Origin of the sequence: Streptomyces sp. NPDC001868, assembly GCF_040297125.1 — a bacterium.
Lineage (GTDB): Bacteria > Actinomycetota > Actinomycetes > Streptomycetales > Streptomycetaceae > Streptomyces.
Window position 1 is genome coordinate 1 of the sequence record NZ_JBEOYO010000086.1, and the last position, 26,833, is coordinate 26,833.

The following is a 26,833-nucleotide window of genomic DNA, read 5'->3' on the forward strand; positions in this document are numbered from 1 at the left end:
GCCCCTAAAAGCTTCAGGCCCCTGCTTTTCAGGGGCGCGGGGAACTGCGCGAGAAGCCCCACGCACCCGCACTCGCCCACGCACCCGAACCCCCGACCCCTCAGGCGCCCCATCCCGCCATCCGGACAGAAGTTGCGACGCGGCGATCACATCACGTACGTTTTTCGGCAGGTCATGAGTGACAGCCCATAGCCCCGGCTGGCTGTCCGGCAACCCTCCGTCCGTGGCGGGGTGCCCCGGGTGAAGACCGGGCCGTAGGCAGCGAGGTCTACGGCAAGCGCGGTTTCGAGGGAGTCTTCCGTGAGCAAGCGAATGCGATAGGGCCGCCGAGCCCCGCCTCCGCGCACCCTTTTCTCTTTCTCTCTTTCTTCGGCATGCCTTCCTTCCGCATGCCCTCTCACGGGAGTTCGCCATGTCTGTCTCCACCGCTGCCGCCACCCAGTCCGTTTGTGCCCCACTGCCCGTTCTGGGCCGAGATGTCACCGTCCCGCTCGTCACCGGCGGCGAGGTCACCTACGCCGCCCTCGACTACGCGGCCAGCGCCCCCGCCCTGCAGCGCGTGTGGGACGACGTGGCGGCGTACGCGCCGTACTACGGCAGCGTGCACCGGGGCGCCGGCTACCTCTCCCAGCTGTCGACGGACCTCTTCGAGAACGCCCGGAAGACCGTCGCCGAGTTCCTCGACTGCCGGGACGGCGACCAGGTCGTCTTCACCCGGTCGACCACCGACTCGCTGAACCTCCTCGCCGCCGCCCTCCCCGCCGACTGCCAGGTCTTCGTCTTCGAGACCGAGCACCACGCCTCGCTGCTGCCCTGGCGGAACGCGCGGGTGACGTACCTGGACGCGCCCCGGACGCCGGAGCAGGCCGTCGCCACCCTGGAGACCGCCCTCGCGGGCCGCGACCCGTACGGGCCCGCGCTGGTGTGTGTCACCGGTGCCTCCAACGTCACCGGGGAGATCTGGCCGGTGCGCGAGCTGGCCGCCGCCGCGCACGCGCACGGCGCGCGGATCGTGCTCGACGCGGCTCAGCTGGCGCCCCACCACCCCGTCTCCGTACGGGAGTTGGATGTCGACTGGGTCGCCTTCTCCGGCCACAAGCTGTACGCGCCCTTCGGGTCGGGCGTCCTCGCCGGCCGTGCCGACTGGCTCACCGCGGCCGAGCCGTACCTCGCCGGCGGCGGCGCCTCCCGCAAGGTGACCCGGCGCACCGACGGCGGCGTGGACGTCGAGTGGCACGAGAGCGCCGCCCGGCACGAGGCCGGCTCGCCGAACGTGATCGGCGCCTACTCCATCGCCTCCGCCTGCAAGGCCCTCACCGAGGCCGGGTTCGACACGCTGGTCGCCCGCGAGCGGTATCTGATCGACGCCGTACGCGCCGGACTCGCCGAGGTGCCCGAGGTCCGCATCCTGTCCCTCTTCGGGGACGACGCCCCGCGCGTCGGCGTCATCTCCTTCGTCGTCGAGGGCTGGAACAGCTCCCACTTCGCCGCCGCGCTCTCCGCCGAGTACGGGATCGGCGTACGCGACGGCCTCTTCTGCGCCCACCCCCTCGTCCGCACCCTCCTCGGCAGCGACCCCCAGACCCAGGGCGAGTGCGGGGCCCCCGACGCCGCGCCCGGCGAGCGGTCCCTCAACGCGATCCGGGTGAGCTTCGGCGCGGGCACCCCCGACGAGCACGTGGAGCGGTTCGTGGGCGCGGTGAAGGAGCTCGTGCGCGACGGCGCCCAGTGGAACTACCGCACGGAGGACGGGCGTTGCGTCCCTGCCGTCTGACCCTCAGCGGCTGATCCCACCTTCACCCGGGCGACCAGCCCCCACTCACCCGCACCCGCCGTACGACCGTTACCCGTCCAATCCGATGGCGAACGCCGCCTCGAGGTCATGCTGCGAGTACGTCCGGAACGCCACATGCGTATCCGTCCCCAGCACACCCGGAATCTTGCTGATGGACCCGGGGATCACATCGGCCAGATCGTCATGGGCCTTCACCCGGACCATGGCGACCAGATCGTACGTACCGGTCACCGAAAACACCTCGCTCACACTTTCGAGCGCGGCGATCGACTCCGCGATCTCCGGGATCCGGTCCACGCTGGTCTTGATGAGCACGATCGCGGTGATCACGGCTGGTGTTCTCCCTCGGGGGCCGGAACTGAGGCATTCGCTTTCACTCTAGCCCTACGCCCATAACGCCCCCACGCGTAGACGAACCCCAGTCCGAACCCCACCAGATGCGCCAGATAGGCGACCCCCGGCCCCGAGGTCTGCCGCCCCGCGGCCAGCCACTGCAGGCTCGCCCAGAACGGCAGGGTCACCCACGCCGGAAAGCGCAGCGGGAGAAAGAAAAGGAAGGGGAGCAGGCTCGTCACCCGCGCCCTGGGGAACAGGAAGAGAAACGCGCCGAGGACCGCCGAGATCGCCCCCGACGCACCGACCAGCGACTGCGGCGACCCGGCGTGTGCCACCGCGTACGCCACCAGCGCGAGATAGCCGCAGCCCACGTAGAAGAGGGCGAACTCCACATGGCCCATGCGTTCCTCGGCCATCGCCCCGAAGACGAAGAGGAAGAGCATGTTGCCGAGGAGGTGCAGCCAGCTGCCGTGGACGAAGAGCGCGGTGAGAGGGCTGAGCGCCGCGCGCGGGGTGCCGCCGAAGAGCTCGACGGGGACGACGCCCCAGCGGCGGAAGTACGCCCGCTGCGCGGCGAGCAGTTCGTCCCCGGTGCCGTACCCGGGGTTGAGGCCCGCCGCCGGCCCGATCAGGAAGATCGCACAGCAGACGGCGATCAGCCCGTACGTCACCGGCGCCGACTCGTTTCGTACGGCCCGGGCGGCCGAGGTGCTCCACTTGCCGATCATGAGCAGAGCATGACGTAACGGGACTCACCCGCACAGACCGCCTCGCCGCCCTCGGGCATCGGCCGCACAGCCGGACGCAATCGGCGCCGACGCCACAGGTGAACGGGCGTCGAGTACCGGTCAGGCCGTAGGGTTACGAGCCACACGCACCGGGACACCGGCGCTTCACGGAGACTGGAAGAAGGAAGAGCAGCCACGATGACGGTTCCCCTGCCGACGGACACCACCCGCTGGCGCTGCACGCTCTGTGGCAACCTCACGCGGTTCGACGTGACCCGCTCGTCGAAGGTCGTCGAGTACGTTCATCTCGACCTCGCCGGGAAGCCCGAGGTCGAGGAGCGCGACGTGGTGAGTGAGACCATCGAGTCGGTGCGCTGCCGCTGGTGCAACGCCGTGGACCAGGTGGAACTCGTGGACAGGCCGGGCGCCGGCTCCTGAGGATGGGGGTCCCCCCGCTCGAGCGAAGCCGAGTGGGGGAAGGCCCCGCTAGAGATGGGGTGTGACGGATGGTGGAGAGCGCAGGCGGGGGGCCGGGCGACGGCGCCGCTGAGGTGCTCGACCGTCCGCTGCCCGAGGGCGTCCGCAAACGCGTCGTGCAGATCGTCTCCGACGGCTTCGGCGGGCTCACCGTCGCCGAACTGCCCGCACAGCTCAGGCAGTACGCCCGGTTCACCCCGAATCGCCGGGTGAAGTTCGCGGGCAACGCGATGGCCGCCGCCGTGGAGGCCGACACGCTGTTCAGACAGCGGATCGGAGAGCGGTTCCGGGAGGCCCACCCGGAGCTGGCCGGCGCCCTCGACACGGGCGCGCCGCCCCCGGCCGCGGACCCGCTGGACGTGGCGGCCGCGGCCTACGTACTGCGCCCCACGGGCTGGGTGAAACTGGTCGCCGCCGCCGGCGAGGAGGCCCAGCGGGCGGACGCCGAGCGGGCCGACGAGGAGAGCCGGGCCGAGCTGGAGCGGCTGCGCGAGCAGCTCGCCGAGGCCCGCGGCCACACCAAGACCGAGACGGAACGGCTGCGCGCGGAGCTGGAGTCGGCGAAGAAGGAGGCCGACTCGATGCACCGCAAGCTCCGGGCCGCCCTCAGCGACGTCAAGCGCGGCGAGGCCGCCCTGCGCAAGCTGCACGCCGAGCTGGACACCGTACGTGCCGAGGGGCATGCCCAGGTGTCCGCCGCCGAGAGCGAGACCCGGCGGCTCAAGTCCCGGCTCGGCGAGGCCGAGGCCGCCCTGGAGGCCACCCGGCGGGCCGCCCGCGAGGGCCGCAGCGTCGAGGACATGCGCGTACGGCTGCTCCTCGACACCGTGCTGGACGCGGCCCAGGGGCTCAGGCGGGAGCTGGCGCTGCCGCCGGTCTCCGTACGGCCCGCCGAGACCGTCGACGCGGTCGAGCCGGGGCGGATGACCCCGAAGGACATCGCCGCCCGCGCGCTGTCGGAGAACGACCCGGCGATCCTGGACCAGTTGCTGGCGCTGCCGCAGGCGCATCTCGTCGTCGACGGCTACAACGTCACCAAGACCGGCTATCCGCAGATGCCGCTGGAGAAGCAGCGGCTCAGGCTCCTCGGCCAGCTCTCGCAGCTCGCCGCGCAGACCGGTGCCGAGGTCACCTGTGTCTTCGACGGGGCGGAGCTGGCAGCGCCGGTGCTGCTCGCGCCGCCGCGCGGGGTGCGGGTGCTCTTCTCCAAGCCCGGTGTCACGGCCGACGAACTGATCCGCCAGCTGGTGCGCGCCGAGCCGCCCGGCCGGCCGGTCATCGTCGTCTCCACCGACCGTGAGGTGGCCGACGGGATCGCCAAGGCGGGGGCCCGCCCGGTGGCGTCCGCTGTGCTCCTCAAGAGGCTTTCCTGACCCCTCGATACCGTCCGCCCCAACAGTAACGAACAGGCCTTATGCCCGAATTGACGGAAGTGTTGCGCGACGTTGCGTCAACCGAGCGTTACTGCATGTGCGTTGAGTGTAAATTGTGCGCCGCGGGACGGGAATTTTCCTGTGGGGGATTTGAAGTGATCACCACTAGGTCACTAGGGTCTGGGCTCAAACCTCTGAACGGGTGATCGTCGCCGGAGTCCTGGCCGGCCGGTCGCTCACATGAAGGAGTTCACCTACCGTGGCGTCCCACCGTCGTCCCAAGCAGCCGAGCCGTACGCGTGTGACCGTGCTCACCACCGCTGCCGCCGCTGCCGTGGCCCTCACCTCGCAGGCCGCCAACGCCGCGCCCGCCGAGAAGCCGAGCAAGGACGACGTCCAGGCCAAGGTCCACAAGCTCTACGAGGACGCCGGGCGGGCCACCGACAAGCTCAACGGGGCCGAGGAGAAGCAGGAGAAGCTCGAAAAAGAGATCTCCACGATCCAGGACAACGTCGCCAAGGGTCAGGAAGACCTCAACGAGCTGCGTGAGGGCATAGGCCTGGCGGCCAGCGCCCAGTACCGCTCGGGCGGCATCGACTCCTCGATCCAGCTCTTCCTCTCCGCCGACCCGGACGACTACCTGGACAAGGCCGCCACGCTCGACCAGCTGACCAGCCAGCAGGTCGAGTCGCTGAAGAAGATCCAGGAGAAGCAGCGCACACTCGCGCAGCAGCGCCAGGAGGCCACGGAGAAGCTGGAGGACCTCGCGGAGACCCGCGAGACCCTGGCCGACAAGAAGAAGGAAGTCCAGAGCAAGCTGGCCGCCGCGCAGAGGCTCCTCAACACCCTGACGGCCGAGGAGAAGGCCGCTCTGGACGAGCAGGAGACCCGCGCCAGCCGCGACGCCGGGGACCGCGTCGAACTCGGCGACGAGGCGCCCGCCTCCAACTACGGCGGCGCCGCACTCGCCGCCGCCGGCACCCAGGTCGGCAAGCCCTACGTCTCCGGTGGCAGCGGCCCCAACTCCTACGACTGCTCCGGCCTGACCCAGTGGGCCTACGCCCAGGCCGGTGTCTCGATCACCCGGACCACGTACACCCAGCAGAACGACGGCACGAAGATCGGCCGGGACGCTCTCAAGCCGGGCGACCTGGTCTTCTTCAACAACCTGGGACACGTCGGCCTCTACGCGGGCAACGGCATGGTCCTGCACGCCCCCTACCCGGGCAAGGTCGTCCGCTACGAGTCGATGAGCACCATCGGCAGCTTCCAGTTCGGTGTCCGCGTCGTCGGCTGACGCCCGCTCCGCCTCGAACAGGGCCGATCGTCACACTGTGTGACGATCGGCCCTGTTCTTCTTCAAGATCAGGACACAGGGCCGCCCGAACGGGCGAATTCCCGCACCCCGTGCTGACCCCTTCCCCCGCTGGTGACCTGGGTCCCAGGCCGGACGTCACGCTGTGTTGCCGCGGAGGTCTTTGGCTGGGACACGGTCGCGCGGCTACTGTCGGCCGCGCTTCCCTCACTCGCCGTGAGTACGCCCCCTCCGGGGCCGCCCTCCGGCCAACGGGGGAGGGCCCTGTCCACCGTCGAAGGGAGTGCGGCTTCCCGTGGTGTCCCACAGTCGCCTTGTACCGTCCGGGTTCGACCGGGGCGCGGCCGCCGCCCTCGGTGTGCTGTCCGCCGCTGCCGCCGCCCTCGGCGCCATCCCCGTCCAGCCGGCCGCCGCCGCGCCGCACGACGACACCCGGGCCGAGGTGGACCGGCTGTACGAGGAGGCCGAGCAGGCCACCGAGGCCTACAACAAGGCCGACGAGCGCGCCGACAAGCTGCGCGACCAGGTCGGCACCGCGCAGGACTCGATCGCCCGGCAGCAGGACCGCATCAACGCCATGCGGGAGTCGCTGGGTTCGCTCGCCGGCGCCCAGTACCGCTCCGGCGCCGTCGACCCGTCGATCGCCCTACTGTTCTCAGACGACCCGGACGACTACCTCGACACGGCCGCCGCCCTGGACCGCATCAGCGCCCACCAGGCAGGCGAACTCCACGATCTCCAGCAGGCGATGCGCGACCTCTCCCAGAACCGCGCGGAGGCCAGTGACAAGCTCACCGAGCTGGAGAAGAGCCGCAAGGCCGTGGCCCAGCACAAGCGGGCCGTCGAGGCGAAGCTCGCGGCGGCCCGGCGGCTGCTGAACTCCCTCCCGGACGAGGAACGCGCCGAGTTCGACCGCGGCTCCCGCTCCACCGCCTCCGGCCGGACCGACATGCCCGACCTCTCCGGCGCCGTCGCCCCCAACGGCCGCGCGGCCGCCGCCGTCGCCGCCGCCCGCTCGGCCCTAGGCAAGCCGTACGTGTGGGGCTCCACCGGCCCGCACGGCTTCGACTGCTCCGGCCTCATGGTCTGGTCCTACGGACAGGCCGGCGTCGGTCTGCCGCGCACCTCGCAGGCCCAGCGGTACGCCGGCACCCAGGTCCCGCTCTCCCAGGCCCAGCCCGGCGACCTCGTCACCTACCGGCCCGACGCCAGCCATGTCGGCATGTACGTCGGCAACGGACAGGTCATCCACGCCCCCTACCCGGGCGCCCCGGTCCGCTACGACCCCGTCGGCATGATGCCGATCGCCTCGGTCACCCGCCCCTGACCGCCGTCGGGTCCCGCCCGCGCGGGACCCGGCCGCCCTGCCGTACGGTGACCGGGTCCCCGTACGATCGGGAACGTGGCCTTCAGAAGGCGTGTGTTCCCGGGAGTCGCAGGGGTCTGCCTCGCTCTCGCCCTGCTCGTCGGCTGCGGCGCCGCCGCGCCGCCCGACTCCGCCCGCGCCGACGTGGAGCGGATGCTCGACCGGCGGGCCGCGGCGGTCCTGGAGCGGGACGGGACGGCGTACCGCGCCACCGAGGCGCCGACCTCCTCCGTCGCCGGCCAACTGGCCACGGGGGAGGCCGAGTTCGCGAATCTCCGCAGCCTGCCGCTGTCCTCCTGGTCGTACGGCCTCACCGCCTTCCGTCGCTCCGGCGACCGGGCCACGGCCGAGGCGGCCCTGCGCTACCGGATCCGCGGCTACGACCGGGCGCCCGTCACCGCCGCCCGGACCCTGACCCTCGTCCGGGACGACGACGGGGCGTGGCGGGTCGCCGCCGACGAGCCCTCCCGGAAGGGCACCGCACAGCTGTGGGAGCAGGGGCGGATACGGGCCGTGCGCGGGGAGCGGAGCCTCGTCCTGGGGGTCGGGCGGTCGGCCGAGGCCCTGCGGGAGTACGCGGGGCTGGCGGACCGGGCCGTGCCCGCCGTCACGGAGGCGTGGGGCGAGGACTGGGCGCGGCGGGTCGTGGTCGTCGTACCGGAGTCACTGGAGGAGATGGCGGAGCTGCTGGGGGCGCCCGCGTCCGGGTACCGGGGGATCGCCGCCGTCACCACCGGGGAGGCGGGGGGCGCCTCGAAGGCGCCGGCGGACCGGATCGTCATCAACCCCGACGCGTACGCCCTCCTCGGTGACCTCGGCAGGCAGGTCGTCCTCACCCACGAGACGACCCATGTGGCCACCCGCGCCCACACCAACGCGGCGACCCCCCTGTGGCTCTCCGAGGGCTACGCCGACTGGGTCGGCTACCGGGGGACGGGCCGTACGGCGCCCGAGGTGGCCCCCGAGCTGGGCCGCGCCGTGGCGGAGGACCGGGTCCCGTCCGCCCTGCCCGCCGACGCCGACTTCGGCTTCTCCGACGACTCCGGGCGGCTCGCCCAGGCCTACGAGAGCGGTTGGCTGGCCTGCCGTCTCATCGCCGACCACTGGGGCGAGGTCCGCCTCGACGAGTTCTACCGGGCGGTCGGTGCGCACGAGGGGCGGGAGGGGGCCGTTGAGGACGCCCTGAAGGAAGTGCTGGGGACGACGGTGGAGGACTTCACCGGGCGGTGGCGGGAGTACGTGCGGGCTCAGTTGGGGTGAGGCGTCGGGTGCGTTGTCGGGTGCGGCCCTGTGGGGCTTCTCGCGCAGTTCCCCGCGCCCCTGAAAAGATCAGGCCCCTGCGGGCCTGAAAAGCATGGGGCGCAGCCCCCGCTTTTCAGGGGCGCGGGGAACTGCGCGGCCAGCCCCCACCGGACCCGCAGTCGAAATCGCACCCCAGGCCGCCTCACGAACCCAGCGGCGCCTTCGCGCGGGCGTCCCGGCCCGGGAGGGGCGTCGGGGCGGCCCGGGACGGCACCGTGCCGTGCCACAGCTCGAACGCGGCGAGCAACGCGGCCACGACAAGGAGGCCGTTGCGGACGAAGAGGAGGCTGATGCCCAACCAGTCGCTGGCGACGACATGCGCGAACCAGATCGGGAACTCCAGCACGGTCACGAAGGACGCGACCAGGACGAGCGCGCCCGGCACAACCATCCGGCTCGCCCGGAAGCAGAGGCACACCGCCGCGAGACCGACCAGCCACACCATGTACTGGGGGCTGATCACCCGACTCGTGGCCGTGAACATCAGCACCGCCACGAACGCCGCGTCCGCGAGCGTGTGCGCCGCGAACCGCCGCGCCCGCACCCGCCACAGCAGCAGCCACGCGAAGGCCACCCCGCTCAGCAGCAGGGCCGCGTCGCTCACGGCGTCCACATACGCGCCGAGGAATTCCACCGAGCCGTAGTTCAGCAGCACCTCGCCGTCCCAGCCGAACCGCCGGGCCACATGGAAGACGAGCGCGCCCAGCGACTCCACCTCGGTGCCCCGGTCCCGCTGGAACGTCAGGAAGGCGAAGGCACCCGGCATGGAGACGGTGAAGAGCGCGGCCACCGCGAGCCCGGTACCCGCCGCCCAGGCCCAGGCCGTACGCCCGCGGGCGCCCAGGAGCAGCAGCGCCGGCCAGACCTTCAGCAGGGCCGCGAAGGCCGTCAGCGCCCCCATCACGCGCGGATGGCGGCTGCCGGCGAGGAGGGCCGCGACCGCCACCGCCGTCACCATCACGTCGTAGCGGGCGTACACCGTCGGGCCGAGCAGCGGCAGGCCCACCGCCCATACCCGGGCGCCGCGCCAGGTCTTCCCGGGCCGCCCGCCCGCGTACAGGAGCAGGGCGAGCACCGCCAGGTCGGCGAGGAAGGCGAGGACGAAGAACGCCGACGCGTAGTCCAGGAAGGACAGCAGCGCCGGGGAGAGGATCGCGAGGGCGGCGGCGGGCGGGTACTGCCAGGTGACGTCGTCCAGGGGATACGTTCCCGCACGCAGGGTCTCGTACCAGCCCTGGTAGATCACCGAGACGTCGCTGGTGACGTCCGGGCCCGGGAACACGTACACCTTGAAGACGAACAGCAGCAGGAGCAGCCGGGTCGCGCCCCAGAGCGTGAGCAGCCCGAACGGGAGCCGTCGAGAGCCCGTCATGTCCATCTGAGCCACGTCAGTCCCTGTCTCCGTCCGCGCTCCGGTTCGCGCCTGTGGGGGAGCGCCTGTGGAGGAGCGCCTGTGAGGGACATGATCCCCCGCCGGCCTGTGAAGCGGCCGTGAAGCATGGCCGGGCCGGGTGGGGATGTGCCCGGGGCGGTGTGGACGTGCCTGGGGGCGGTGGGCCGACGCCGGTTCGGTAGGGTCGGCGGCGATGCACAAGACCCTGATCGTGACCAACGACTTCCCGCCCCGGCCCGGGGGCATCCAGGCGTTTCTGCACAACATGGCGCTGCGGCTGGACCCCGAGCGGATCGTCGTCTACGCGTCGACCTGGAAGCGGGGCCGGGAGGGCGTCGAGGCGACGGCCGCCTTCGACGCCGAGCAGCCCTTCACCGTCGTACGCGACCGCACGACCATGCTGCTCCCGACGCCCGCCGTCACCCGCCGTGCGGTCTCCCTGCTGCGCGAGCACGGCTGTACGTCGGTGTGGTTCGGCGCGGCGGCCCCGCTCGGCCTGATGGCCCCCGCGCTGCGCCGGGCGGGCGCGAAGCGGCTGGTGGCCACCACGCACGGTCACGAGGCGGGCTGGGCGCAGCTGCCCGCCGCCCGGCAGCTGCTGCGGCGGATCGGCGAGGGCACGGACACGATCACCTACCTGGGCGAGTACACCCGCTCCCGGATCGCCACGGCCCTCACCCCCGAGGCGGCCGGACGCATGGTCCAGCTGCCGCCCGGCGTCGACGAGAAGACCTTCCACCCCGGCTCCGGCGGCGACGAGGTCCGCGCCCGGCTCGGGCTCACCGACCGCCCGGTCGTCGTCTGCGTCTCCCGCCTCGTGCCGCGCAAGGGGCAGGACACGCTGATCCGGGCGATGCCCGGCATCCTCGCCCAGGAGCCGGACGCGGTGCTGCTGATCGTCGGCGGCGGCCCGTACGAGAAGGAGCTGCGGCGGCTCGCCCACGAGACCGGGGTCGCCGAGTCCGTCCGCTTCACCGGCGCCGTCCCCTGGTCCGAGCTGCCCGCCCACTACGGCGCCGGAGACGTCTTCGCCATGCCCTGCCGCACCCGCCGGGGAGGCCTGGACGTCGAGGGGCTCGGCATCGTCTACCTGGAGGCCTCCGCGACCGGCCTCCCCGTCGTCGCGGGCGACTCCGGCGGCGCCCCCGACGCCGTCCTCGACGGCGAGACCGGCTGGGTCGTCCGCGGCACCTCCCCGACCGACACCGCCGAACGCGTCACCACCCTCCTCGGCGACCCGGAGCTGCGGGCCCGCATGGGACAGCGGGGACGGGAGTGGGTCGAGGAGAAATGGCGCTGGGACCTGCTGGCGGAGCACTTGAAGGCGCTGCTGTAGGGCAGCCGACCAGGGGCGCGGGGAACTGCGCGACCGGCCACGAACAACCCGCAGCCGCCGACGACGCACAGTGGCACCCCGGATGGCGTCCCAAAACCGGCCGACCCCCTAGCCGGAGCCGAAAAATCCGCACATGCTGCGCACATGACAGCAAAACTGATGCAACGTCAGCTGACGAGACGTCACATACTTGGTATGGCCGCCCTCCAGACGGCGGCCACCCTCGGTTTCACCCGCATCGGCCTCCAGTCCGCCCGGGCCGCCGAGCCCGACGCGGTCGACCACGCCCCCGCGATCGTCATCGGCTCCGGCTACGGCGCCGCCGTCGCCGCCCTCCGGCTGGGCCAGGCCGGTATCCGCACCGTCGTCCTGGAGATGGGCCGGGCCTGGAACACCCCCGGCTCCGACGGCAAGATCTTCTGCTCGACCAAGGAGCCGGACGAGCGGTCCATGTGGTTCAAGACCCGGACCGAGGCCCCGCTCGCCACCTTCCTCTGGCTGGACGTCGTCAACCGGGACATCAGCCCCTACCCCGGCGTCCTGGACCGCGTCCGCTACGCCAACATGTCGGTCTTCCTGGGCCGCGGCGTCGGCGGCGGCTCCCTGGTCAACGGCAGCATGGCCGTCACCCCCCTCCGGTCGTACTTCGCCGAACAGTTCCCGACCGTCGACACCGCCGAGATGTACGCCACGTACTTCCCGCGCGCCCGCACCATGCTCGGCGTCAACACCGTCGACCCCGCGTGGTTCGAGTCCACGGAGTGGTACCGCTTCAGCCGGATCTCCCGGGCCCACGCCGAGAAGACCGGCCTGAGGACCACCTTCGTGCCGAGCGTCTACGACTTCGGGTACATGCAGCGCGAGGCGGCGGGCACCGCCACCAAGTCCGCCCTCGCCGGGGAGGTCATCTACGGCAACAACCACGGCAAGAAGAGCCTCGACAAGACCTACCTCGCCGCCGCCCTCGGCACCGGCAACGTCACCATCCACACCATGGAACGGGCCCGGGGCATCCGCAGGCTCGGCGACGGGACGTACGTCGTCACCGTCGACCGCATCGACGGCACGGGCGCGGTCGTCGAGACCAAGGAGTACGGCTGCGCCTACCTCTTCCTCGGCGCCGGCAGCGTCGGCACCACCGAACTCCTCGTCCGGGCGCGGGCGAAGGGCACCCTCCCCGCACTGGACGCCGCTGTCGGCGCGGGCTGGGGCTCCAACGGCAATGTGATGCTCGGCCGGGCCAACCATCTGTGGGACACCGTCGGGGCGAACCAGTCGACCATGCCGGTCATGGGCATCGACGACTGGGCCAACACCGCCAACCCCGTCTTCGCCGAGATCGCCCCGCTGCCCACGGGCCTCGAACACTGGGTCAGTCTCTATCTCGCGATCACCAAGAACACCGAGCGCGCGTCCTTCACCTACGACGCCGCGAGCGACTCGGCGAAGCTCGGCTGGAGCGCCGCCCAGGGCGCGGTCTCCTCGGCCATGGCCAAGAAGCTCTTCGACCGGATCAACGCGGCCAACAGCACGATCTACCGGTACGACCTGTTCGGCTCGTCCAACAAGGTGTTCGCCGACGACTTCACGTACCACCCGCTGGGCGGCTGCGTACTGGGGAAGGCGACCGACAACTACGGGAGGGTGAAGGGGTATTCGAAGCTGTACGTCACCGACGGCTCGCTCGTGCCCGGCTCGATCGGGGTGAACCCGTTCGTCACGATCACCGCGCTCGCCGAACGCACGATGGCGCGGATCCTCGTGGAGGACACCGCGCCATGAGCCAACCGGCCTGTCTGGGTTGCTACTTCTGGTAGATCGCCTCGATCTCGTCCGCGTAGTCCTTCGCCACCACGTTGCGCTTCAGCTTCAGGGACGGCGTCAGGTGGCCCGACTCCTCCGTGAACTGGGAGGACAGAATGCGGAACTTCCGCACCGATTCCGCCTTCGACACCGCGGCGTTGCCGTCGTCGATCGCGGCCTGCACGGCCGCGTTCAGATCGGCGTCCGCACTCAGCGACGCCGCGGTGGAGCCCACCGGTTTGCCGTGCTCGGCGGCCCAACGGCCCAGGAACTCCTCGTCGACGGTGACCAGCGCGCCCACGAAGGGCCGCCCGTCGCCCACCACCATGCACTCCGCGACCAGGGCGTGCGCCCGGATCCGGTCCTCGATCACGGCCGGGGCGACGTTCTTGCCGCCCGCGGTGACGATGATCTCCTTCTTGCGGCCGGTGATGCTGAGGTAGCCGTCCTCGTCGAGAGTGCCGATGTCACCGGTGTGGAACCAGCCGTCGGCCAGCGCCTCCTCGGTCGCGCCCGGGTTGTTCCAGTACTCCTTGAACAGGTGCTCGCCGTGCAGCAGCACCTCCCCGTCGTCCGCGATCCGGATGACGGAACCCGGCAGCGGCTGCCCGACCGTACCGATCTTCTGCCGGTCCCAGGGGTTGAACGCGGTCGCCGCACAGGACTCGGTCAGGCCGTAGCCCTCCAGGACCGTGAAGCCGATACCGCGGAAGAAGTGGCCGAGGCGCTCGCCCAGCGGGGCGCCGCCCGAGATCGCGTACTCGCCCTTGCCGCCGAGGACCGCCCGCAGCTTGCTGTAGACGAGCTTGTCGAAAACCCTGTGCTTGATCTTCAGACCTAGCGCCGGGCCCGACGCGGTGTCCAGCGCCCTGCTGTACGCGATCGCCGTGTCCGCGGCCTTGTCGAAGATCTTGCCCTTGCCGTCCGCCTGCGCCTTGGCCCGCGCCGAGTTGTAGACCTTCTCGAACACCCGCGGCACACCGAGGATCAGCGTCGGCCGGAAGGAGGCCAGCTCGTCGGTGAGGTTCTTGATGTCCGGGACGGTGCCCAGCTTGATCGGCGCCATCATCGGCGCGACCTGCACGAGCCGCCCGAAGACATGCGCGAGCGGGAGGAAGAGCAGCACCGAGCACTCGCCCGTACGGAACAGGGGGCGCAGCCGCTCCACCACGTTCCCGCACTCGGCGAAGAAACTGCGGTGGGTGAGGACGCACCCCTTCGGGCGGCCGGTGGTGCCGGAGGTGTAGACGATGGTCGCCGGGTCGTCGGCCTTAGCCAGCGAGCTGCGCTCCTCGACGGCCTGGTCGGTGACGCCCTGGCCGAGGCGGCCCAGCTCCTCCACCCCACCGCCCTCGATCTGCCACACGTGCTTCAGCGCGGGCAGCCGGTCACGCACCGACTCGACGGCGGCCGAGTGCCCGTCCAGCTCCACGATCATGGCGGTCGCGCCCGAGTCGGCGAGGATCCACTGCACCTGCTCCGGCGAGCTGGTCTCGTACACCGGCACGGTCACCGCGCCGGCCGACCAGATCGCGAAGTCCAGCAGGGTCCACTCGTACCGCGTACGGGACATCAGCGCGACGCGGTCGCCCGGCTGGACCCCGGCGGCGATGAACCCCTTGGCGGCCGTCCGGACCTCGGTGAGGAACTGCACGGCGTCGACATCCTGCCAGGCGCCGCCCACCTTGCGGGCGATGACGGCGACATCGGGATGCTGCGCGGCGTTTCTACGGACGATGTCGGTCAGATTGCCGTCCGTCGGGACCTCGTACAAAGCCGGAAGGCTGAACTCGCGCAAGACTGCTGCTCCTCATAGGGCGCCGGCGCCACGACTGGACTGTGTGCTGCGACGGTGCGGTCCAAGGCTGGGAGAGCGCTCAGGTCCCACCTCGTTCTTCGTACTGCGGTTCCTACTGGTTGAAAACCTGAGCACAACTGGACTGCCCGGACGTTACCCGCCGGTATGGCTTCTACGCGAGGGGGGCCGGGCGAGATGTTCTCCGCGTCACACATGGGGGTTCTCCCCGGGAAGAATAATCCCCCCACTTGCTGACTGGCCAGTAACCGCACGTCCGACCGGCTCTGTTCACGTATGCCGCACACGCCTACGCTTGATCGCCATGGCACGCACACCGGGCGGTAACGGCAGAACGCGCATCCACGTGGTCAGCGACGTGCACGGCAACGCACGCGATCTGGCCCGAGCCGGCGAGGGCGCCGACGCCCTGGTGTGTCTGGGCGACCTGGTCCTCTTCCTCGACTACGCCGACCACTCCCGCGGCATCTTCCCCGACCTCTTCGGCGCCGAGAACGCCACCCGGCTCGTCGAACTGCGCACCGCCCGCCGCTTCGAGGAGGCCCGCGACCTCGGGGCCCGGCTGTGGGCGGGCATCGGGGAGGAGCGCTCCACGGTCATCGAGAAGGCCGTCCGCAAGCAGTACGCCGAGATGTTCGCGGCCTTCCCCACCCCGACGTACGCCACCTACGGCAACGTCGACATGCCGATGCTGTGGCCCGAGTACGCGGGACCGGGGACGACCGTGCTGGACGGCGAGCGGGTGGAGATCGGGGGGTGGGTCTTCGGCTTCGTGGGCGGCGGGCTCCGTACGCCCATGCGCACGCCGTACGAGATCAGCGACGAGGAGTACGCCGCGAAGATCGAGGCGGTGGGGGAGGTGGACGTGCTCTGCACCCACATCCCGCCGGAGGTCCCCGAGCTGGTCTACGACACGGTGGCGCGCCGCTTCGAGCGGGGGAGCCGGGCGCTGCTGGACGCGATCCGGAAGACCCGGCCCCGGTACTCGTTGTTCGGCCATGTCCACCAGCCGCTGGCGCGGCGGATGCGGATCGGGGCGACCGAGTGTGTGAACGTGGGGCACTTCGCGGGGAGCGGGAAGCCGTGGGCGCTGGAATGGTGAGTCCCCGCAAGCGGTAGCCTTCACGCTGCACATACGTGCGCACCCACCTCCCTCACCGGACAGTCTCTGGAGGAGCCACGGCGATGGCGGAATTCACCAGTTCGAGCATCACGATCGAGGCTGCGGCGGCCGACGTCATGGGAGTGATCGCCGACTTCGCCCGCTACCCGGACTGGACGGGAGAGGTGAAGGAGGCGGAGGTCCTCCGGACGGACGAGCAGGGGCGGGCCGAGCAGGTCCGGCTCGTCATGGACGCGGGCGCGATCAAGGACGACCAGACGCTGGGGTACACCTGGACCGGGGCGAACGAGGTCTCCTGGACGCTGGTCAAGTCCCAGATGCTCCGCTCCCTCGACGGCTCCTACATCCTCAAGCCGGTCGGCGACTCGGTCACCGAGGTGACCTACCAGCTCACCGTCGACGTCAAGATCCCCATGCTCGGCATGATCAAGCGCAAGGCGGAGAAGGTCATCATCGACCGGGCCCTGGCGGGGCTGAAGAAGCGGGTGGAGTCGGGGGCCGGCGCCTAGTCGCTCAGGGGGCTCTGCCGTGTCGCGGCCGCGGGGGGTTGGTGGCTGGTCGCGCCGTTCCCCGCGCCTCTGGAGATCCGGCTTCGCCCTCTTTCCCCTCTCCCTCGCCCCAGCTGCGGGCAGTCGTGCCGCTGGGGCGGCACGGGTGGGCGCGACGGCACCCCGTCAGCGCCGGTGAGCGCCTCCCACCCCCCCCGCCGGGCCCCGGCGCGGCGTCCGGGTGTCCACCGCTGGGTTACCGTTCACCCCCATGCGCACCATCCTGATCACCGGGCAAGGCGGCGGCGGCCGTACGACGGTCGCGGCGGCCACGGCCGTCGAGGCGGCACGCGACGGCTCGCGGACACTCGTGCTGAGCGCGGACCGCACCGACAGCCTGGGGGCGGTGCTCGGGGTGGCGACCGGGGCGGAGCCCGTCCGGGTCGCACCGAACCTCACCGCGTGGCGACCCGACGCGGTGGACCGTTTCCGGCAGGACCTCGTCGCCTTCCAGGAACGCGCCTCGTCCGTGCTCGATCTGCTGGGCGCGGGACGCCTGGACGCCGAGGAACTCACCCCCCTCCCCGGCGCCGAGGAACTCGCCCTGCTGCGGGCCCTGCGCGACGCCGCGCTGTCGGAGGCGTACGACCTGCTCGTCGTCGACCTGCCCCCCGTACCGCAGGCACTAGCGCTGCTCGGTCTCCCGGAGGAGCTGCGGAGGTATCTGCGGCGGCTCCTCCCGCCCGAACGCCAGGCAGCCCGCGCACTGCGCCCGGTCCTCGGCCGGCTCGCCGGGGTCCCGATGCCCGCCGAGTGGCTGTACGAGACGGCCGCCCGCTGGGACGTCGAACTGGCCGCCGTCGCGGCGGTCGTCGAGGACCCGGGGACGAGCGTGCGGCTGGTCGCGGAGCCGGGCCCGGCCGGCGCCGACCACGTACGCCTCGCGGGTGTCGGACTCGCCCTGCGGGCCGTCCCCGTGGACCTGCTGATCGCCAACCGCGTCCTGCCCGAGGCCACGCACGACACCTGGCTCGCCGGCCTCGTCGCCCAGCAGCGCAAGGTGTGCGAGGAGTGGCGGGAGTCGGGACAGGCCCGTCCCGTACGGGGCGTCGCCCACCTCGGCCACGACCCCCGCGGCGTCGACGACCTCACCGCCCTCGGCGTCCCCGGTGCGGGTGACGCTCCCGACCGCGTCGCCTGGGCCGTCACCGACCACCTCGGGGACGAGGGCGTGCTCGTATGGCACATCCCGCTGCCCGGCGCGATACGGGACGAGCTGGATCTCATCCGGCGCGGCGACGAGTTGGTCGTCACGGCGGGCCAGTTCCGCCGTATCGTTCCGCTGCCGTCGGCACTGCGCCGCTGCACCGTCGACGGCGCGGCCCTGCGCGACGGCGAACTGAGGATCCGTTTCGCGCCGGACCCGCAGTTGTGGCCCCGGACACGGTGAACCGCATACGCCCGTTCGGGTAACGTCGAAGGTACGAACCGTAGGCAGGAGCCCGCCATGAGCGAAGAGCGCCCCACGTCCGACGCCGGTCGTCAGGACCCGGCCGAGGAGGCGCGGTCGGCCGAGCAGGACCGTGCGACCGACCGGGTGCGCGCGACCGACGCCGACGCCTGGGCGACGGCGTGCGAGGAGGATCTCGTCGCGGAGAAGGCCCGCCGCCGGGCGAAGTACGGGCCGCCGCCGGGCTCGGCCGCCGAGGAACTGCGCAGGCTCGTCGACACCGTCGCGGACAAGCTGTCCGGGCTGCAGTCGCCGTTGCTCGGCGCGGTCGCGGGCGGCGCGGCCCAGCAGGTGGTCAGCCAGGTCGTCCGGCAGGCCAAGGCCGCCGTCGAACCGGTCATCGAACGAAACCCGGACGTCTTCGACCATCTCGCCTCCGCGGGCAACGAACTGCTCGCCGCGTACCGCTCCGCCGTCGAGGCCCAGGAGCGCCGCTGGACGAACCGGGACACCGCTCACCGGGAAGGCCGCGGCCAGGGCGACGATCCGGGCCCCGGAGAACGCATCGACCTGGACTGACGGCGGGCCCGTCCGCCCGGCGGACGTCGGGAGTTCCGGGGCAGGGGCTCGGGTACGGTTGGCCGTAGCGGGGCTCGACCGAAACTGAGGGATTCATGGGACTCACCATCGGCGTCGATATCGGCGGTACCAAGATCGCGGCCGGTGTGGTCGACGAGGAAGGCAACATCCTCTCGACCCACAAGGTGCCGACCCCGGGCACGCCCGACGGGATCGTGGACGCCATCGCCGCCGCCGTCGAGGGCGCGCGAGCCGGTCACGAGATCGTCGGTGTCGGCATCGGCGCGGCCGGTTACGTGGACCGCCAGCGGTCGACGGTCTACTTCGCCCCCAACATCGACTGGCGCAACGAGCCGCTCAAGGAGAAGGTCGAGACCCGCGTGGGCCTGCCGGTCGTCGTGGAGAACGACGCCAACGCCGCCGCGTGGGGCGAGTACAAGTTCGGCGCCGGCAAGGGCCACCGCAACGTCATCTGCATCACCCTCGGCACCGGCCTCGGCGGCGGCATCATCATCGGCAACAAGCTGCGCCGCGGTCACTACGGCGTGGCCGCCGAGTTCGGCCACATCCGCATAGTCCCGGACGGGCTGCTGTGCGGCTGCGGCTCGCAGGGCTGCTGGGAGCAGTACGCGTCCGGGCGGGCCCTGGTCAGGTACGCCAAGCAGCGCGCCAACGCCACCCCCGAGAACGCGGAGCTCCTCCTCGGCCTCGGCGACGGCACCCCCGAGGGCATCGAGGGCAAGCACATCTCCATGGCCGCCCGCCAGGGCGACCCGGTCGCCGTCGACTCCTACCGCGAACTCGCCCGCTGGGCCGGCGCCGGCCTCGCCGACCTCGCCTCCCTCTTCGACCCCTCCGCCTTCATCGTCGGCGGCGGCCTCTCCGACGAGGGCGAGCTGGTCCTCGACCCGATCCGCAAGTCCTACAAGCGCTGGCTGGTCGGCGGCAACTGGCGCCCGGTCGCCGACGTCATCGCCGCCCAACTCGGCAACGAGGCGGGCCTGGTGGGCGCGGCCGACCTGGCGAGAGAACCCGACCCGATCATGTAGACACCGGTCGCCGTCCCCGCGCCCCGTTTCTCGGGGCGCGGGAAGCCCGCCGATCTTCAAACCGCACGCTTTTTTTGGGGGCGCGGGGAACTGCGCGAACAACCACGACGCACCGGCACTCGCAAACGGACAAATACCCCCGAGCTCTTAGGCGTATCTTGATCCACATGCCGCCGCTCCCCAACTCCCGCACGAACCCCGACGGTTCGGCAACCATCCGCGTCCTCAGCTACAACATCCGCTCCATGCGGGACGACACGGACGCCCTCGCCCGAGTGATCACCGCCTGCGCCCCCGACCTGGTCCTCATCCAGGAAGCCCCCCGCTTCTTCCGCTGGCGCAAGAAGCTCGCGAGGCTGGCCGCGGCCTCCGGCCTGGTCACCCTCTCCGGCGGAGCCACCGCCTCCGGCCCCGCGCTGCTGTGCAACCTCCGCGCCACGGTCGAACACACCGAGGACGTCCTCCTGCCGCTCACCCCCGGCCTGCACCGACGCGGCTTCGCCACGGCAGTGGTCCGCTTCGGCCGCGCCCGCCTCGGCGTCCTGTCCTGCCACCTCTCCCTGCAGCAGGACGAGCGCTACGAACAGGGCGGCATGCTCCTCGACCAGCTGGCCGGCCTAGGCGTGACGCACGCGGTCGCGGGCGGCGACCTCAACGAGCGCCCGCACGGCAGCACGTTCCGCCGCCTCGCCGGCGAACTCCAGGACTGCTGGACCACCACCCCCTGGGGCGGCGAGTACAGCTCCACCCCCACCGACCCCCACCAGCGCATTGACGCGATCCTGGCCACCCCCGGCATCGAGGTCCTCGGCTGCGGCGTCCCCCTGGACCACCCCGGCATCACCGAGAACGACCTGAGGGCCGCCACGGACCACCTGCCGGTCCTGGCCGCCCTCAGAGTCCCCGCCGAGCCCTAGGCCCTGTCGTCACATTCCCGCCTGCCCCGCGACGCCATGCACGCACTCTCGCCGCACCGGGCCCTGACCCAAGTACGTCCAGTACGCGGGTCAGGGCCCGGCACGCCGAGAGCACGCACCTGACGCCGCGGGGCCGCCCTTCGGGCGACGGCGGGAATTTGACGACAGGGCCTAGCCCGTGTCGTCGACGTTGATGAGTCAGACGACCGCGCCCCGGCCCGGATCGTCGTCGTCCTCCTCGTCACCCTTCATCCGCATCACCAGCGTCGCGAAGCCGCCGAGGAAGCCGCCGATGCCCACGGTGGTGAGCCACCAGGTCATCTCCCAGCCGAGCAGGACGGCGAGCAGCAGCAGGACAGGGCCGCCGATCACCCCCAGCCAGGCGAACTTGGCGGTCGCGTCGGCCTCCGGCAGCGGGGGCGGCTCGGGCGGCACGAAGTGGCCCTCGTCGTCCTCGTCGTCGGCCCGGTCGCCCGTGTCCGGGTCCTCGCCGACCGGGTCGGGCACGCTGTAGTCGCGCGGACCCGAGCCGACACCGGGGGCGAACGCCACCGAGCTGCCCAGCGGCCTGGGGGCCGCGGGACCGGCGGCGGCATCGGGCGACTTGTCCGCGGAGTCCTCCGGCTCGGCCTCCAGCAGGGCCAGGTCCTCCACCGACTTGAACGGCTTGATGCCCGGCGGGTCCGGCGGCTCGTCGCCGAACCCGGCGACGATGGCCCGCCACGCGGCGTCCTCGTCGAACGGCACGTGCTGCTCCTCGCCCACCTGCTGCTCCTCGCCCGGCACGTCGCCGGACGAGGCGCCCGCGGAACCGGCCGCGGAGCCGCCCGAGGAGCCGCCCGGGGAGTCGCCCCGCGAGTCGCCGTGGCGCTCGCCGAGGGGCGCACCCTTCTCCTCCGGCTCACGCTCGGAGTCGTGCTCAGCCACCAGTGGCCGTCCCTTCCCTCTGCTCCAAGGATCCCGGACCGATCTGCTCCACGGACCCCGAATCAGACTGCTGTACGGATTCCGCGTCGGACTCCTTCACACCCGCCGCTCCGGACTCCGTAACGAGCCGGGTGACGAACGCGTGGCTCTCGTCGAAGATCCGGTCCGCGTCATGGTCCAACGTCGCGACGTGATGGCTCTGTTCCAGCAGGATCTCCGTGACATCGGTCGACGACACCCGGCCGAGGACCCGCTCGGAGTCGACGGGCGGCACCACATGGTCCCGCGGGCTGTGCAGCAGCAGCAACGGCTGGGTGACCTGGGGCAGTTCGCCGTCGACGAGACGGAGGAAATTGCGCAGGGAGTGCGCCGCGTGCAGCGGCACATGGCTGTATCCCAGCTCCTCGACACCCTCCTTCGCGATGTCGCTGGTGATCCCCTTCGTGGTGGGGACGAAGTGCCGCAGCAGGGGGAGGGCGTGCGCGGCCGGGCCGTGCACCTTGTTCGCCGGGTTGACGACCATCACACCGGCGACCGCGTCCCCGTGCTTCGCGGCCAGCCGCAGCGCCAGCGCGCCGCCCATGGACAGCCCCGCCACGAAGACGTGCGCACAGCGCTCGCGCAGGGCCCGCAGCTCGCGGTCCACCTCCGCGTACCAGTCCTGCCAGCCGGTCGGACGGAGGTCCTCCCAGCGGGTGCCGTGTCCCGGCAGCAGCGGCAGCGCGACGGTCAGCCCCCGCGCGGCGAGATACTCCGCCCAGGGGCGCAGCGACTGCGGGGACCCGGTGAATCCGTGGCAGAGGAGGACTCCGACCTCCCCGCCCTCGTGGTGGTACGGCTCGGCGCCAGGAAGGACCGGCACGGTTCGGTCTCCTGTTCATGAGAAAGGTGTGAATGAGTCCGGATGTGGTTCACCGTACGCGACCGCACTGACACCGACCAGGGGCTTCGCGCGGTGGAGGGCGGGTGAGGACGCCGGTGGGGAGCGGGTGGGGACCCCGGGGGTGTTCGACACCGGCCGGACCTGTCGGACTCTTCCTCGGGCGTCCGGGTTAAGGTCTCCTCCACGGATCACAGAGAGGCACTCGGTTGTTGTACGGCGCGATGAAGGTCGCTATCGGGGGACCGCTCAAGGTCACCTTCAGGCCCTGGGTGGAAGGCCTGGAGAACATCCCGGCCGAGGGCGCCGCGATCCTCGCGAGCAATCACCTCTCCTTCTCCGACTCGTTCTTCCTGCCCGCGGTCCTCGACCGCAAGGTCACGTTCATCGCGAAGGCCGAGTACTTCACCACCCCCGGGATCAAGGGCAAGCTGACGGCCGCCTTCTTCAAGGGGGTCGGCCAGCTCCCCGTGGACCGCTCCGGCGCGCGCGGCGCGGGTGAGGCCGCCATCAGGAGCGGGATACAGGTCATCGAGAGCGGCGAACTGTTCGGCATCTACCCCGAGGGCACCCGCTCGCCCGACGGCCGGCTCTACCGCGGCAAGCCCGGTGGCCTCGCCCGCGTGGCCCTCGCCACCGGTGCGCCCGTCATCCCCGTCGCCATGATCGACACGGAGAAGATCCAGCCCCCGGGCAAGGTCCTGCCGAAGGTGATGCGCCCCGGCATCCGCATCGGCAAGCCCCTCGACTTCAGCCGCTACCAGGGCATGGAGCACGACCGCTTCGTCCTGCGGGCGCTGACCGACGAGGTCATGTACGAGATCATGAAGCTCTCCGGCCAGGAGTACGTCGACATCTACGCGACCGCCGCCAAGCGGCAGATCGCGGACGCCGCCAAGGCCGAGAAGGAGGCCGACAAGGCCGCCAGGGCCGCCCTCGCCAAGGCCGAGAAGGAACAGGCGGCCAGGGAACAGGCGGAAAGGGCCCGGACCGAGAAGGACCGGGCGGACAGGGACCGGCCGGCTTCGTAACGGCCGCGTTCCCGGGTACGGTCGCGTTCCCGGACGCGACCGTCGTGGGCGGGCCGGGTGGGCGGGGTGGGGGACATGCCGAAGCGCGAGAGAGTCATGACGATGTCGGTCGAGCAGCCGCTGTGGCGTGCGCTGACCGGGTACCGGGTCCTGACGATGATCTACGCGGTGGGCCTCTTCGTCAGCGCGTACGACAAGTTCGAGCGCCCCTGGCTGGCCATCGCCTATTACGCGGTGCTGGCCGGCTGGACCCTGCTCACCCTGCCGAAGGTCGCGAACGCGGCCAGCTGCACCAAGCGGTTCCTCGCCGCCGACCTCACCATCGCGATCGTCGGCATCCTGCTCACCCGGATCGCCGACTCGACCGCGCGGATCGAGGCCGGAGGCCCCACGCTGCCGTCGATATGGACCGCCGGCGCCGTGCTGGCCTTCGCCATCAAGGGCGGCTGGCGCTGGGCCGCCTTCGCCTCGACGCTCGTCGCCGTCGCCAACCTGATCCACCGGGGCGCCCCCACCCGCGACACCATCCACAACGTGCTGCTGGTCTGGGTCGCCTCCATCGCCATCGGGTACGTCGTCGAGGTCGCCCGAGCCTCCGAGCGCACCCTCGCCCGCGCCCTGGAGATCGAGGCCGCCACCCGCGAACGGGAACGCCTCGCCCGGGACATCCACGACAGCGTCCTCCAGGTCCTCGCCATGGTCCAGCGGCGCGGCACCGCCCTCGGCGGCGAGTCCGCGGAGCTGGGCCGGATGGCCGGCGAGCAGGAGGTCGCCCTGCGCACCCTGGTCTCCGGCGGCCTGGTCCCCGTCTCCCGGGTGTCGGAGGACGCGGCCCAGGGAGCGCTCGTCCGCGCGATCGACGAACCGGACGCCGACGACGACACGACGGGCCCCGTGGATCTGCGGGCCCTCCTCGCCCCGTACGCCGGCGCGACGGTCACCTTCTCCGAGCCCGGCGGCCCGGTGCCGCTCGCCCCGGAGGCCGCGCGGGAGCTGGCGGCGGCCGTCGGCGCCGCCCTGGACAATGTGCGCGCGCACGCCGGAGACGGGGCCCGGGCCTGGATCCTGGTCGAGGACTGGCCGGACGAGATCATCGTGACCGTACGGGACGACGGCCCCGGCATCCCCGAGGGACGGCTCGCCCAGGCCGAGGGCGAGGGCCGGCTCGGGGTGGCCCTCTCCATCCGGGGACGACTGCGCGACATCGGCGGTACGGCCGAACTGATCTCGGTGCCGGGACAGGGCACGGAAGTCGAACTGAAGGTGCCCAGGGCCGCGGAGGCCCCGAAGGGCGTACGGGGGAAGGCGGAGAAGCGGTGACGCGGAACAACTCGGTGGACGAGGGACAGGCACGGCCCGGCGGAAGCGGCCCGATCAAGGTCATGGTGGTCGACGACCACCCGATGTGGCGCGACGCCGTCGCCCGCGACCTGGCGGAGGCCGGCTTCGACGTGGTCGCCACGGCGGGCGACGGCGAGCAGGCGGTCCGCCGCGCCCACGCCGCCGCGCCGGACGTCCTCGTCCTGGACCTCAACCTGCCCGCGAAGCCGGGCGTGCAGGTCTGCAAGGAACTGGTCGGCGCCAACCCGGCGTTGCGGGTGCTGGTCCTGTCGGCGAGCGGCGAGCACGCGGACGTCCTGGAGGCGGTGAAGTCCGGCGCGACGGGCTATCTGCTGAAGTCCGCCTCGACGGAGGAGCTGATCGACGCGGTCCGCCGCACGGCCGCGGGCGACCCCGTCTTCACCCCCGGCCTCGCGGGCCTGGTCCTCGGCGAGTACCGCCGACTCGCCTCCGAGCCGGCCCCCGCGCCGGGCGCCGACGAGCCCAAGGCCCCGCAACTCACCGACCGCGAGACCGAGGTGCTCCGCCTCGTCGCCAAGGGCCTGAGCTACAAGCAGATCGCCGAACGCCTCGTCATCTCGCACCGCACGGTCCAGAACCACGTCCAGAACACCCTCGGCAAGCTCCAGCTCCACAACCGGGTGGAACTGGTCCGCTATGCCATAGAGCGCGGACTCGACGATGAGTAAACGCCCTGAATCACCCCATAGGGTGAGGATGATTTGATCAACACCGATCAACTCACCCCCAACCGGCCGTAATTCACTGGAACTCGCCGGAATTGACCTCCCGTTCATGCCGAAGTGACCTGGATCACTATTAGCGTGGCCTTCGTCAGCAACCGCGGCGAAGGGACATTTCCATGCGCGTCGGAGTACTCACCGGAGGCGGCGACTGCCCCGGGCTCAACGCCGTCATCCGGGGCGTCGTCCGCAAGGGCGTCCAGGAGTACGGCTACGACTTCGTCGGCTTCCGGGACGGCTGGCGGGGGCCGCTGGAGAACGACACCGTCCGCCTCGACATCCCCGCAGTACGCGGCATCCTGCCCCGCGGCGGCACCATCCTCGGCTCCTCGCGCACCAACCCGCTCAAGCAGGAGAACGGCATCCGCCGGATCAAGGAGAACCTCGCCAAGCAGGAGGTCGAGGCGCTGATCACCATCGGCGGCGAGGACACGCTCGGGGTGGCCGCGCGGCTGTCGGACGAGTACGGCGTGCCGTGCGTGGGCGTCCCGAAGACGATCGACAACGACCTCTCGGCCACGGACTACACCTTCGGCTTCGACACGGCGGTCGGCATCGCGACGGAGGCCATCGACCGCCTCCACACCACCGCCGAGTCGCACATGCGCGTGCTGGTGGTGGAGGTGATGGGCCGGCACGCCGGCTGGATCGCCATCCACTCCGGCCTGGCCGGCGGCGCCAACGTCATCCTCATCCCCGAACAGCGCTTCGACGTCGACAAGGTGTGCGCCTGGGTGACGTCCCGCTTCAAGGCCTCGTACGCGCCGATCGTGGTCGTCGCGGAGGGGGCCATGCCGAAGGACGGCGAGATGGTCCTCAAGGACGGCTCGCTCGACTCCTTCGGTCACGTCCGGCTCTCCGGGGTCGGCGAATGGCTGGCCAAGGAGATCGAGCGCCGTACGGGCAAGGAGGCCCGTACGACGGTCCTGGGCCACGTCCAGCGCGGCGGCACCCCTTCGGCCTTCGACCGCTGGCTCGCCACCCGCTTTGGCCTCCACGCCATCGACGCCGTCCGCGACCGTGACTTCGGCAAGATGGTCGCCCTCCGCGGCACGGACATCATCCGCGTCCCCCTCGCCGACGCGACGGCCCGCCTCAAGACGGTCGACCCGAAGCTGTACGAGGAGGTCGGCGTCTTCTTCGGCTGACGGGCGCCCAATGGCTCGGGGGTTTCGGTGCGTTGGCGGGTGCGGGTGAGTGGGGGCTGATCGCGCAGTTCCCCGCGCCCCTGAAAGGGCCGAAGGCCCTTGAGGGGCGCGGGGAAC

Annotated in this window: 24 protein-coding genes and 1 riboswitch; of the genes, 18 read left to right on the forward strand and 6 right to left on the reverse strand. The window is 71.5% G+C overall.

Annotated features, from left to right (window positions below):
- Positions 1–170: 170 nt before the first annotated feature.
- A riboswitch (SAM riboswitch) is annotated at positions 171–286 on the forward strand.
- A 126-nt stretch (positions 287–412) separates the two neighbouring features.
- Positions 413–1,774 (forward strand): aminotransferase class V-fold PLP-dependent enzyme, encoded by a 1,362-nt coding sequence (locus tag ABT147_RS44705; RefSeq protein ID WP_351417727.1) that lies wholly within the window; start codon positions 413–415, stop codon positions 1,772–1,774.
- Between the two features lie 69 nt (positions 1,775–1,843).
- Here ABT147_RS44705 and ABT147_RS44710 read toward each other — a convergent pair whose 3' ends face one another.
- On the reverse strand, positions 1,844–2,125 hold the full coding sequence (locus ABT147_RS44710) for an Lrp/AsnC family transcriptional regulator (protein ID WP_033528170.1): 282 nt from the start codon (positions 2,123–2,125) through the stop codon (positions 1,844–1,846).
- Positions 2,122–2,859 (reverse strand): rhomboid family intramembrane serine protease, encoded by a 738-nt coding sequence (locus ABT147_RS44715; protein WP_351417730.1) that lies wholly within the window; start codon positions 2,857–2,859, stop codon positions 2,122–2,124. Before ABT147_RS44715 ends, ABT147_RS44710 begins: the two co-directional genes overlap by 4 nt.
- A gap of 198 nt (positions 2,860–3,057) precedes the next feature.
- Here ABT147_RS44715 and ABT147_RS44720 point away from each other — a divergent pair, with 198 nt between their 5' ends.
- The 5 genes from ABT147_RS44720 (at position 3,058) to ABT147_RS44740 (ending at position 8,650) form a co-directional block, all read left to right on the forward strand.
- Positions 3,058–3,297: a hypothetical protein gene (locus tag ABT147_RS44720; RefSeq protein WP_351417732.1), complete on the forward strand. Its 240-nt coding sequence runs from the start codon at positions 3,058–3,060 to the stop codon at positions 3,295–3,297.
- 68 nt (positions 3,298–3,365) lie between these two features.
- Entirely contained in the window at positions 3,366–4,709 is a 1,344-nt protein-coding gene (locus ABT147_RS44725; RefSeq protein ID WP_351417734.1) for an NYN domain-containing protein, read from the forward strand.
- 259 nt (positions 4,710–4,968) lie between these two features.
- Positions 4,969–6,006 (forward strand): C40 family peptidase, encoded by a 1,038-nt coding sequence (locus ABT147_RS44730; RefSeq protein WP_351417736.1) that lies wholly within the window; start codon positions 4,969–4,971, stop codon positions 6,004–6,006.
- A 313-nt stretch (positions 6,007–6,319) separates the two neighbouring features.
- Positions 6,320–7,351 (forward strand): C40 family peptidase, encoded by a 1,032-nt coding sequence (locus ABT147_RS44735; protein ID WP_351417738.1) that lies wholly within the window; start codon positions 6,320–6,322, stop codon positions 7,349–7,351.
- Positions 7,352–7,426: 75 nt separating this feature from the next.
- A complete protein-coding gene (locus ABT147_RS44740; protein WP_351417741.1) occupies positions 7,427–8,650 on the forward strand; it encodes a hypothetical protein in 1,224 nt (407 codons plus the stop codon).
- Between the two features lie 184 nt (positions 8,651–8,834).
- Here the strand turns inward: ABT147_RS44740 and ABT147_RS44745 are convergent, their stop codons facing one another.
- Positions 8,835–10,070 (reverse strand): glycosyltransferase 87 family protein, encoded by a 1,236-nt coding sequence (locus ABT147_RS44745; protein WP_351417774.1) that lies wholly within the window; start codon positions 10,068–10,070, stop codon positions 8,835–8,837.
- Between the two features lie 208 nt (positions 10,071–10,278).
- On the opposite strand from ABT147_RS44745, the gene ABT147_RS44750 reads away from it, so the two are divergent.
- Together ABT147_RS44750 and ABT147_RS44755 are read left to right on the forward strand one after the other, a co-directional pair.
- Positions 10,279–11,421, forward strand: a complete 1,143-nt coding sequence (locus tag ABT147_RS44750; RefSeq protein ID WP_351417742.1) for a glycosyltransferase family 4 protein — start codon at positions 10,279–10,281, stop codon at positions 11,419–11,421.
- A gap of 159 nt (positions 11,422–11,580) precedes the next feature.
- Positions 11,581–13,203, forward strand: a complete 1,623-nt coding sequence (locus ABT147_RS44755; RefSeq protein WP_502983282.1) for a GMC oxidoreductase — start codon at positions 11,581–11,583, stop codon at positions 13,201–13,203.
- 22 nt (positions 13,204–13,225) lie between these two features.
- Here the strand turns inward: ABT147_RS44755 and ABT147_RS44760 are convergent, their stop codons facing one another.
- Positions 13,226–15,022 (reverse strand): AMP-dependent synthetase/ligase, encoded by a 1,797-nt coding sequence (locus tag ABT147_RS44760; protein ID WP_351417747.1) that lies wholly within the window; start codon positions 15,020–15,022, stop codon positions 13,226–13,228.
- A gap of 322 nt (positions 15,023–15,344) precedes the next feature.
- On the opposite strand from ABT147_RS44760, the gene ABT147_RS44765 reads away from it, so the two are divergent.
- From ABT147_RS44765 to ABT147_RS44790, 6 genes are all read left to right on the forward strand, one after another.
- Positions 15,345–16,142 (forward strand): metallophosphoesterase family protein, encoded by a 798-nt coding sequence (locus ABT147_RS44765; protein WP_351417749.1) that lies wholly within the window; start codon positions 15,345–15,347, stop codon positions 16,140–16,142.
- Between the two features lie 83 nt (positions 16,143–16,225).
- Positions 16,226–16,672, forward strand: a complete 447-nt coding sequence (locus tag ABT147_RS44770) for an SRPBCC family protein (protein ID WP_351417752.1) — start codon at positions 16,226–16,228, stop codon at positions 16,670–16,672.
- Between the two features lie 250 nt (positions 16,673–16,922).
- Complete coding sequence (locus tag ABT147_RS44775; protein WP_351417755.1) at positions 16,923–18,101, forward strand: ArsA family ATPase; 1,179 nt, start codon at positions 16,923–16,925, stop codon at positions 18,099–18,101.
- Positions 18,102–18,158: 57 nt separating this feature from the next.
- Positions 18,159–18,680, forward strand: coding sequence for a DUF5304 domain-containing protein (locus ABT147_RS44780; protein ID WP_351417757.1), 522 nt, complete (start codon positions 18,159–18,161; stop codon positions 18,678–18,680).
- Between the two features lie 95 nt (positions 18,681–18,775).
- Positions 18,776–19,729, forward strand: coding sequence for an ROK family glucokinase (locus ABT147_RS44785; RefSeq protein WP_351417760.1), 954 nt, complete (start codon positions 18,776–18,778; stop codon positions 19,727–19,729).
- Between the two features lie 167 nt (positions 19,730–19,896).
- Positions 19,897–20,646 (forward strand): endonuclease/exonuclease/phosphatase family protein, encoded by a 750-nt coding sequence (locus ABT147_RS44790; RefSeq protein ID WP_351417762.1) that lies wholly within the window; start codon positions 19,897–19,899, stop codon positions 20,644–20,646.
- Between the two features lie 198 nt (positions 20,647–20,844).
- Here the strand turns inward: ABT147_RS44790 and ABT147_RS44795 are convergent, their stop codons facing one another.
- A complete protein-coding gene (locus ABT147_RS44795) occupies positions 20,845–21,573 on the reverse strand; it encodes a hypothetical protein (RefSeq protein WP_502983281.1) in 729 nt (242 codons plus the stop codon).
- A complete protein-coding gene (locus ABT147_RS44800; protein ID WP_351417765.1) occupies positions 21,566–22,435 on the reverse strand; it encodes an alpha/beta hydrolase in 870 nt (289 codons plus the stop codon). The genes ABT147_RS44795 and ABT147_RS44800 overlap by 8 nt, the downstream gene beginning before the upstream one ends.
- A gap of 242 nt (positions 22,436–22,677) precedes the next feature.
- On the opposite strand from ABT147_RS44800, the gene ABT147_RS44805 reads away from it, so the two are divergent.
- From ABT147_RS44805 to ABT147_RS44820, 4 genes are all read left to right on the forward strand, one after another.
- Positions 22,678–23,484, forward strand: coding sequence for a lysophospholipid acyltransferase family protein (locus ABT147_RS44805; protein WP_351417768.1), 807 nt, complete (start codon positions 22,678–22,680; stop codon positions 23,482–23,484).
- Positions 23,485–23,559: 75 nt separating this feature from the next.
- Positions 23,560–24,804 carry a MacS family sensor histidine kinase gene (gene macS / locus ABT147_RS44810; protein ID WP_351417770.1) on the forward strand — a complete coding sequence of 415 codons (1,245 nt, stop codon included), beginning with the start codon at positions 23,560–23,562 and terminating at the stop codon, positions 24,802–24,804.
- Positions 24,805–24,866: 62 nt separating this feature from the next.
- A complete protein-coding gene (locus tag ABT147_RS44815; RefSeq protein WP_351417779.1) occupies positions 24,867–25,514 on the forward strand; it encodes a response regulator in 648 nt (215 codons plus the stop codon).
- Between the two features lie 173 nt (positions 25,515–25,687).
- Positions 25,688–26,716 (forward strand): 6-phosphofructokinase, encoded by a 1,029-nt coding sequence (locus ABT147_RS44820; protein WP_351417772.1) that lies wholly within the window; start codon positions 25,688–25,690, stop codon positions 26,714–26,716.
- Positions 26,717–26,833: the final 117 nt, after the last annotated feature.

Coding starts and splice junctions, on each gene's coding strand:
- ABT147_RS44755 (WP_502983282.1), top strand. CDS start 11,581: ATGCAACGTCAGCTGACGAGACGTCACATACTTGGTATGGCCGCCCTC.
- ABT147_RS44750 (WP_351417742.1), top strand. CDS start 10,279: ATGCACAAGACCCTGATCGTGACCAACGACTTCCCGCCCCGGCCCGGG.
- ABT147_RS44820 (WP_351417772.1), top strand. CDS start 25,688: ATGCGCGTCGGAGTACTCACCGGAGGCGGCGACTGCCCCGGGCTCAAC.
- ABT147_RS44780 (WP_351417757.1), top strand. CDS start 18,159: ATGAGCGAAGAGCGCCCCACGTCCGACGCCGGTCGTCAGGACCCGGCC.
- ABT147_RS44790 (WP_351417762.1), top strand. CDS start 19,897: ATGCCGCCGCTCCCCAACTCCCGCACGAACCCCGACGGTTCGGCAACC.
- ABT147_RS44785 (WP_351417760.1), top strand. CDS start 18,776: ATGGGACTCACCATCGGCGTCGATATCGGCGGTACCAAGATCGCGGCC.
- ABT147_RS44725 (WP_351417734.1), top strand. CDS start 3,366: ATGGTGGAGAGCGCAGGCGGGGGGCCGGGCGACGGCGCCGCTGAGGTG.
- ABT147_RS44770 (WP_351417752.1), top strand. CDS start 16,226: ATGGCGGAATTCACCAGTTCGAGCATCACGATCGAGGCTGCGGCGGCC.
- ABT147_RS44715 (WP_351417730.1), bottom strand. CDS start 2,859: ATGATCGGCAAGTGGAGCACCTCGGCCGCCCGGGCCGTACGAAACGAG.
- ABT147_RS44745 (WP_351417774.1), bottom strand. CDS start 10,070: ATGGACATGACGGGCTCTCGACGGCTCCCGTTCGGGCTGCTCACGCTC.
- ABT147_RS44720 (WP_351417732.1), top strand. CDS start 3,058: ATGACGGTTCCCCTGCCGACGGACACCACCCGCTGGCGCTGCACGCTC.
- ABT147_RS44765 (WP_351417749.1), top strand. CDS start 15,345: ATGGCACGCACACCGGGCGGTAACGGCAGAACGCGCATCCACGTGGTC.
- ABT147_RS44805 (WP_351417768.1), top strand. CDS start 22,678: ATGAAGGTCGCTATCGGGGGACCGCTCAAGGTCACCTTCAGGCCCTGG.
- ABT147_RS44705 (WP_351417727.1), top strand. CDS start 413: ATGTCTGTCTCCACCGCTGCCGCCACCCAGTCCGTTTGTGCCCCACTG.
- ABT147_RS44815 (WP_351417779.1), top strand. CDS start 24,867: ATGGTGGTCGACGACCACCCGATGTGGCGCGACGCCGTCGCCCGCGAC.
- ABT147_RS44775 (WP_351417755.1), top strand. CDS start 16,923: ATGCGCACCATCCTGATCACCGGGCAAGGCGGCGGCGGCCGTACGACG.
- macS (WP_351417770.1), top strand. CDS start 23,560: ATGCCGAAGCGCGAGAGAGTCATGACGATGTCGGTCGAGCAGCCGCTG.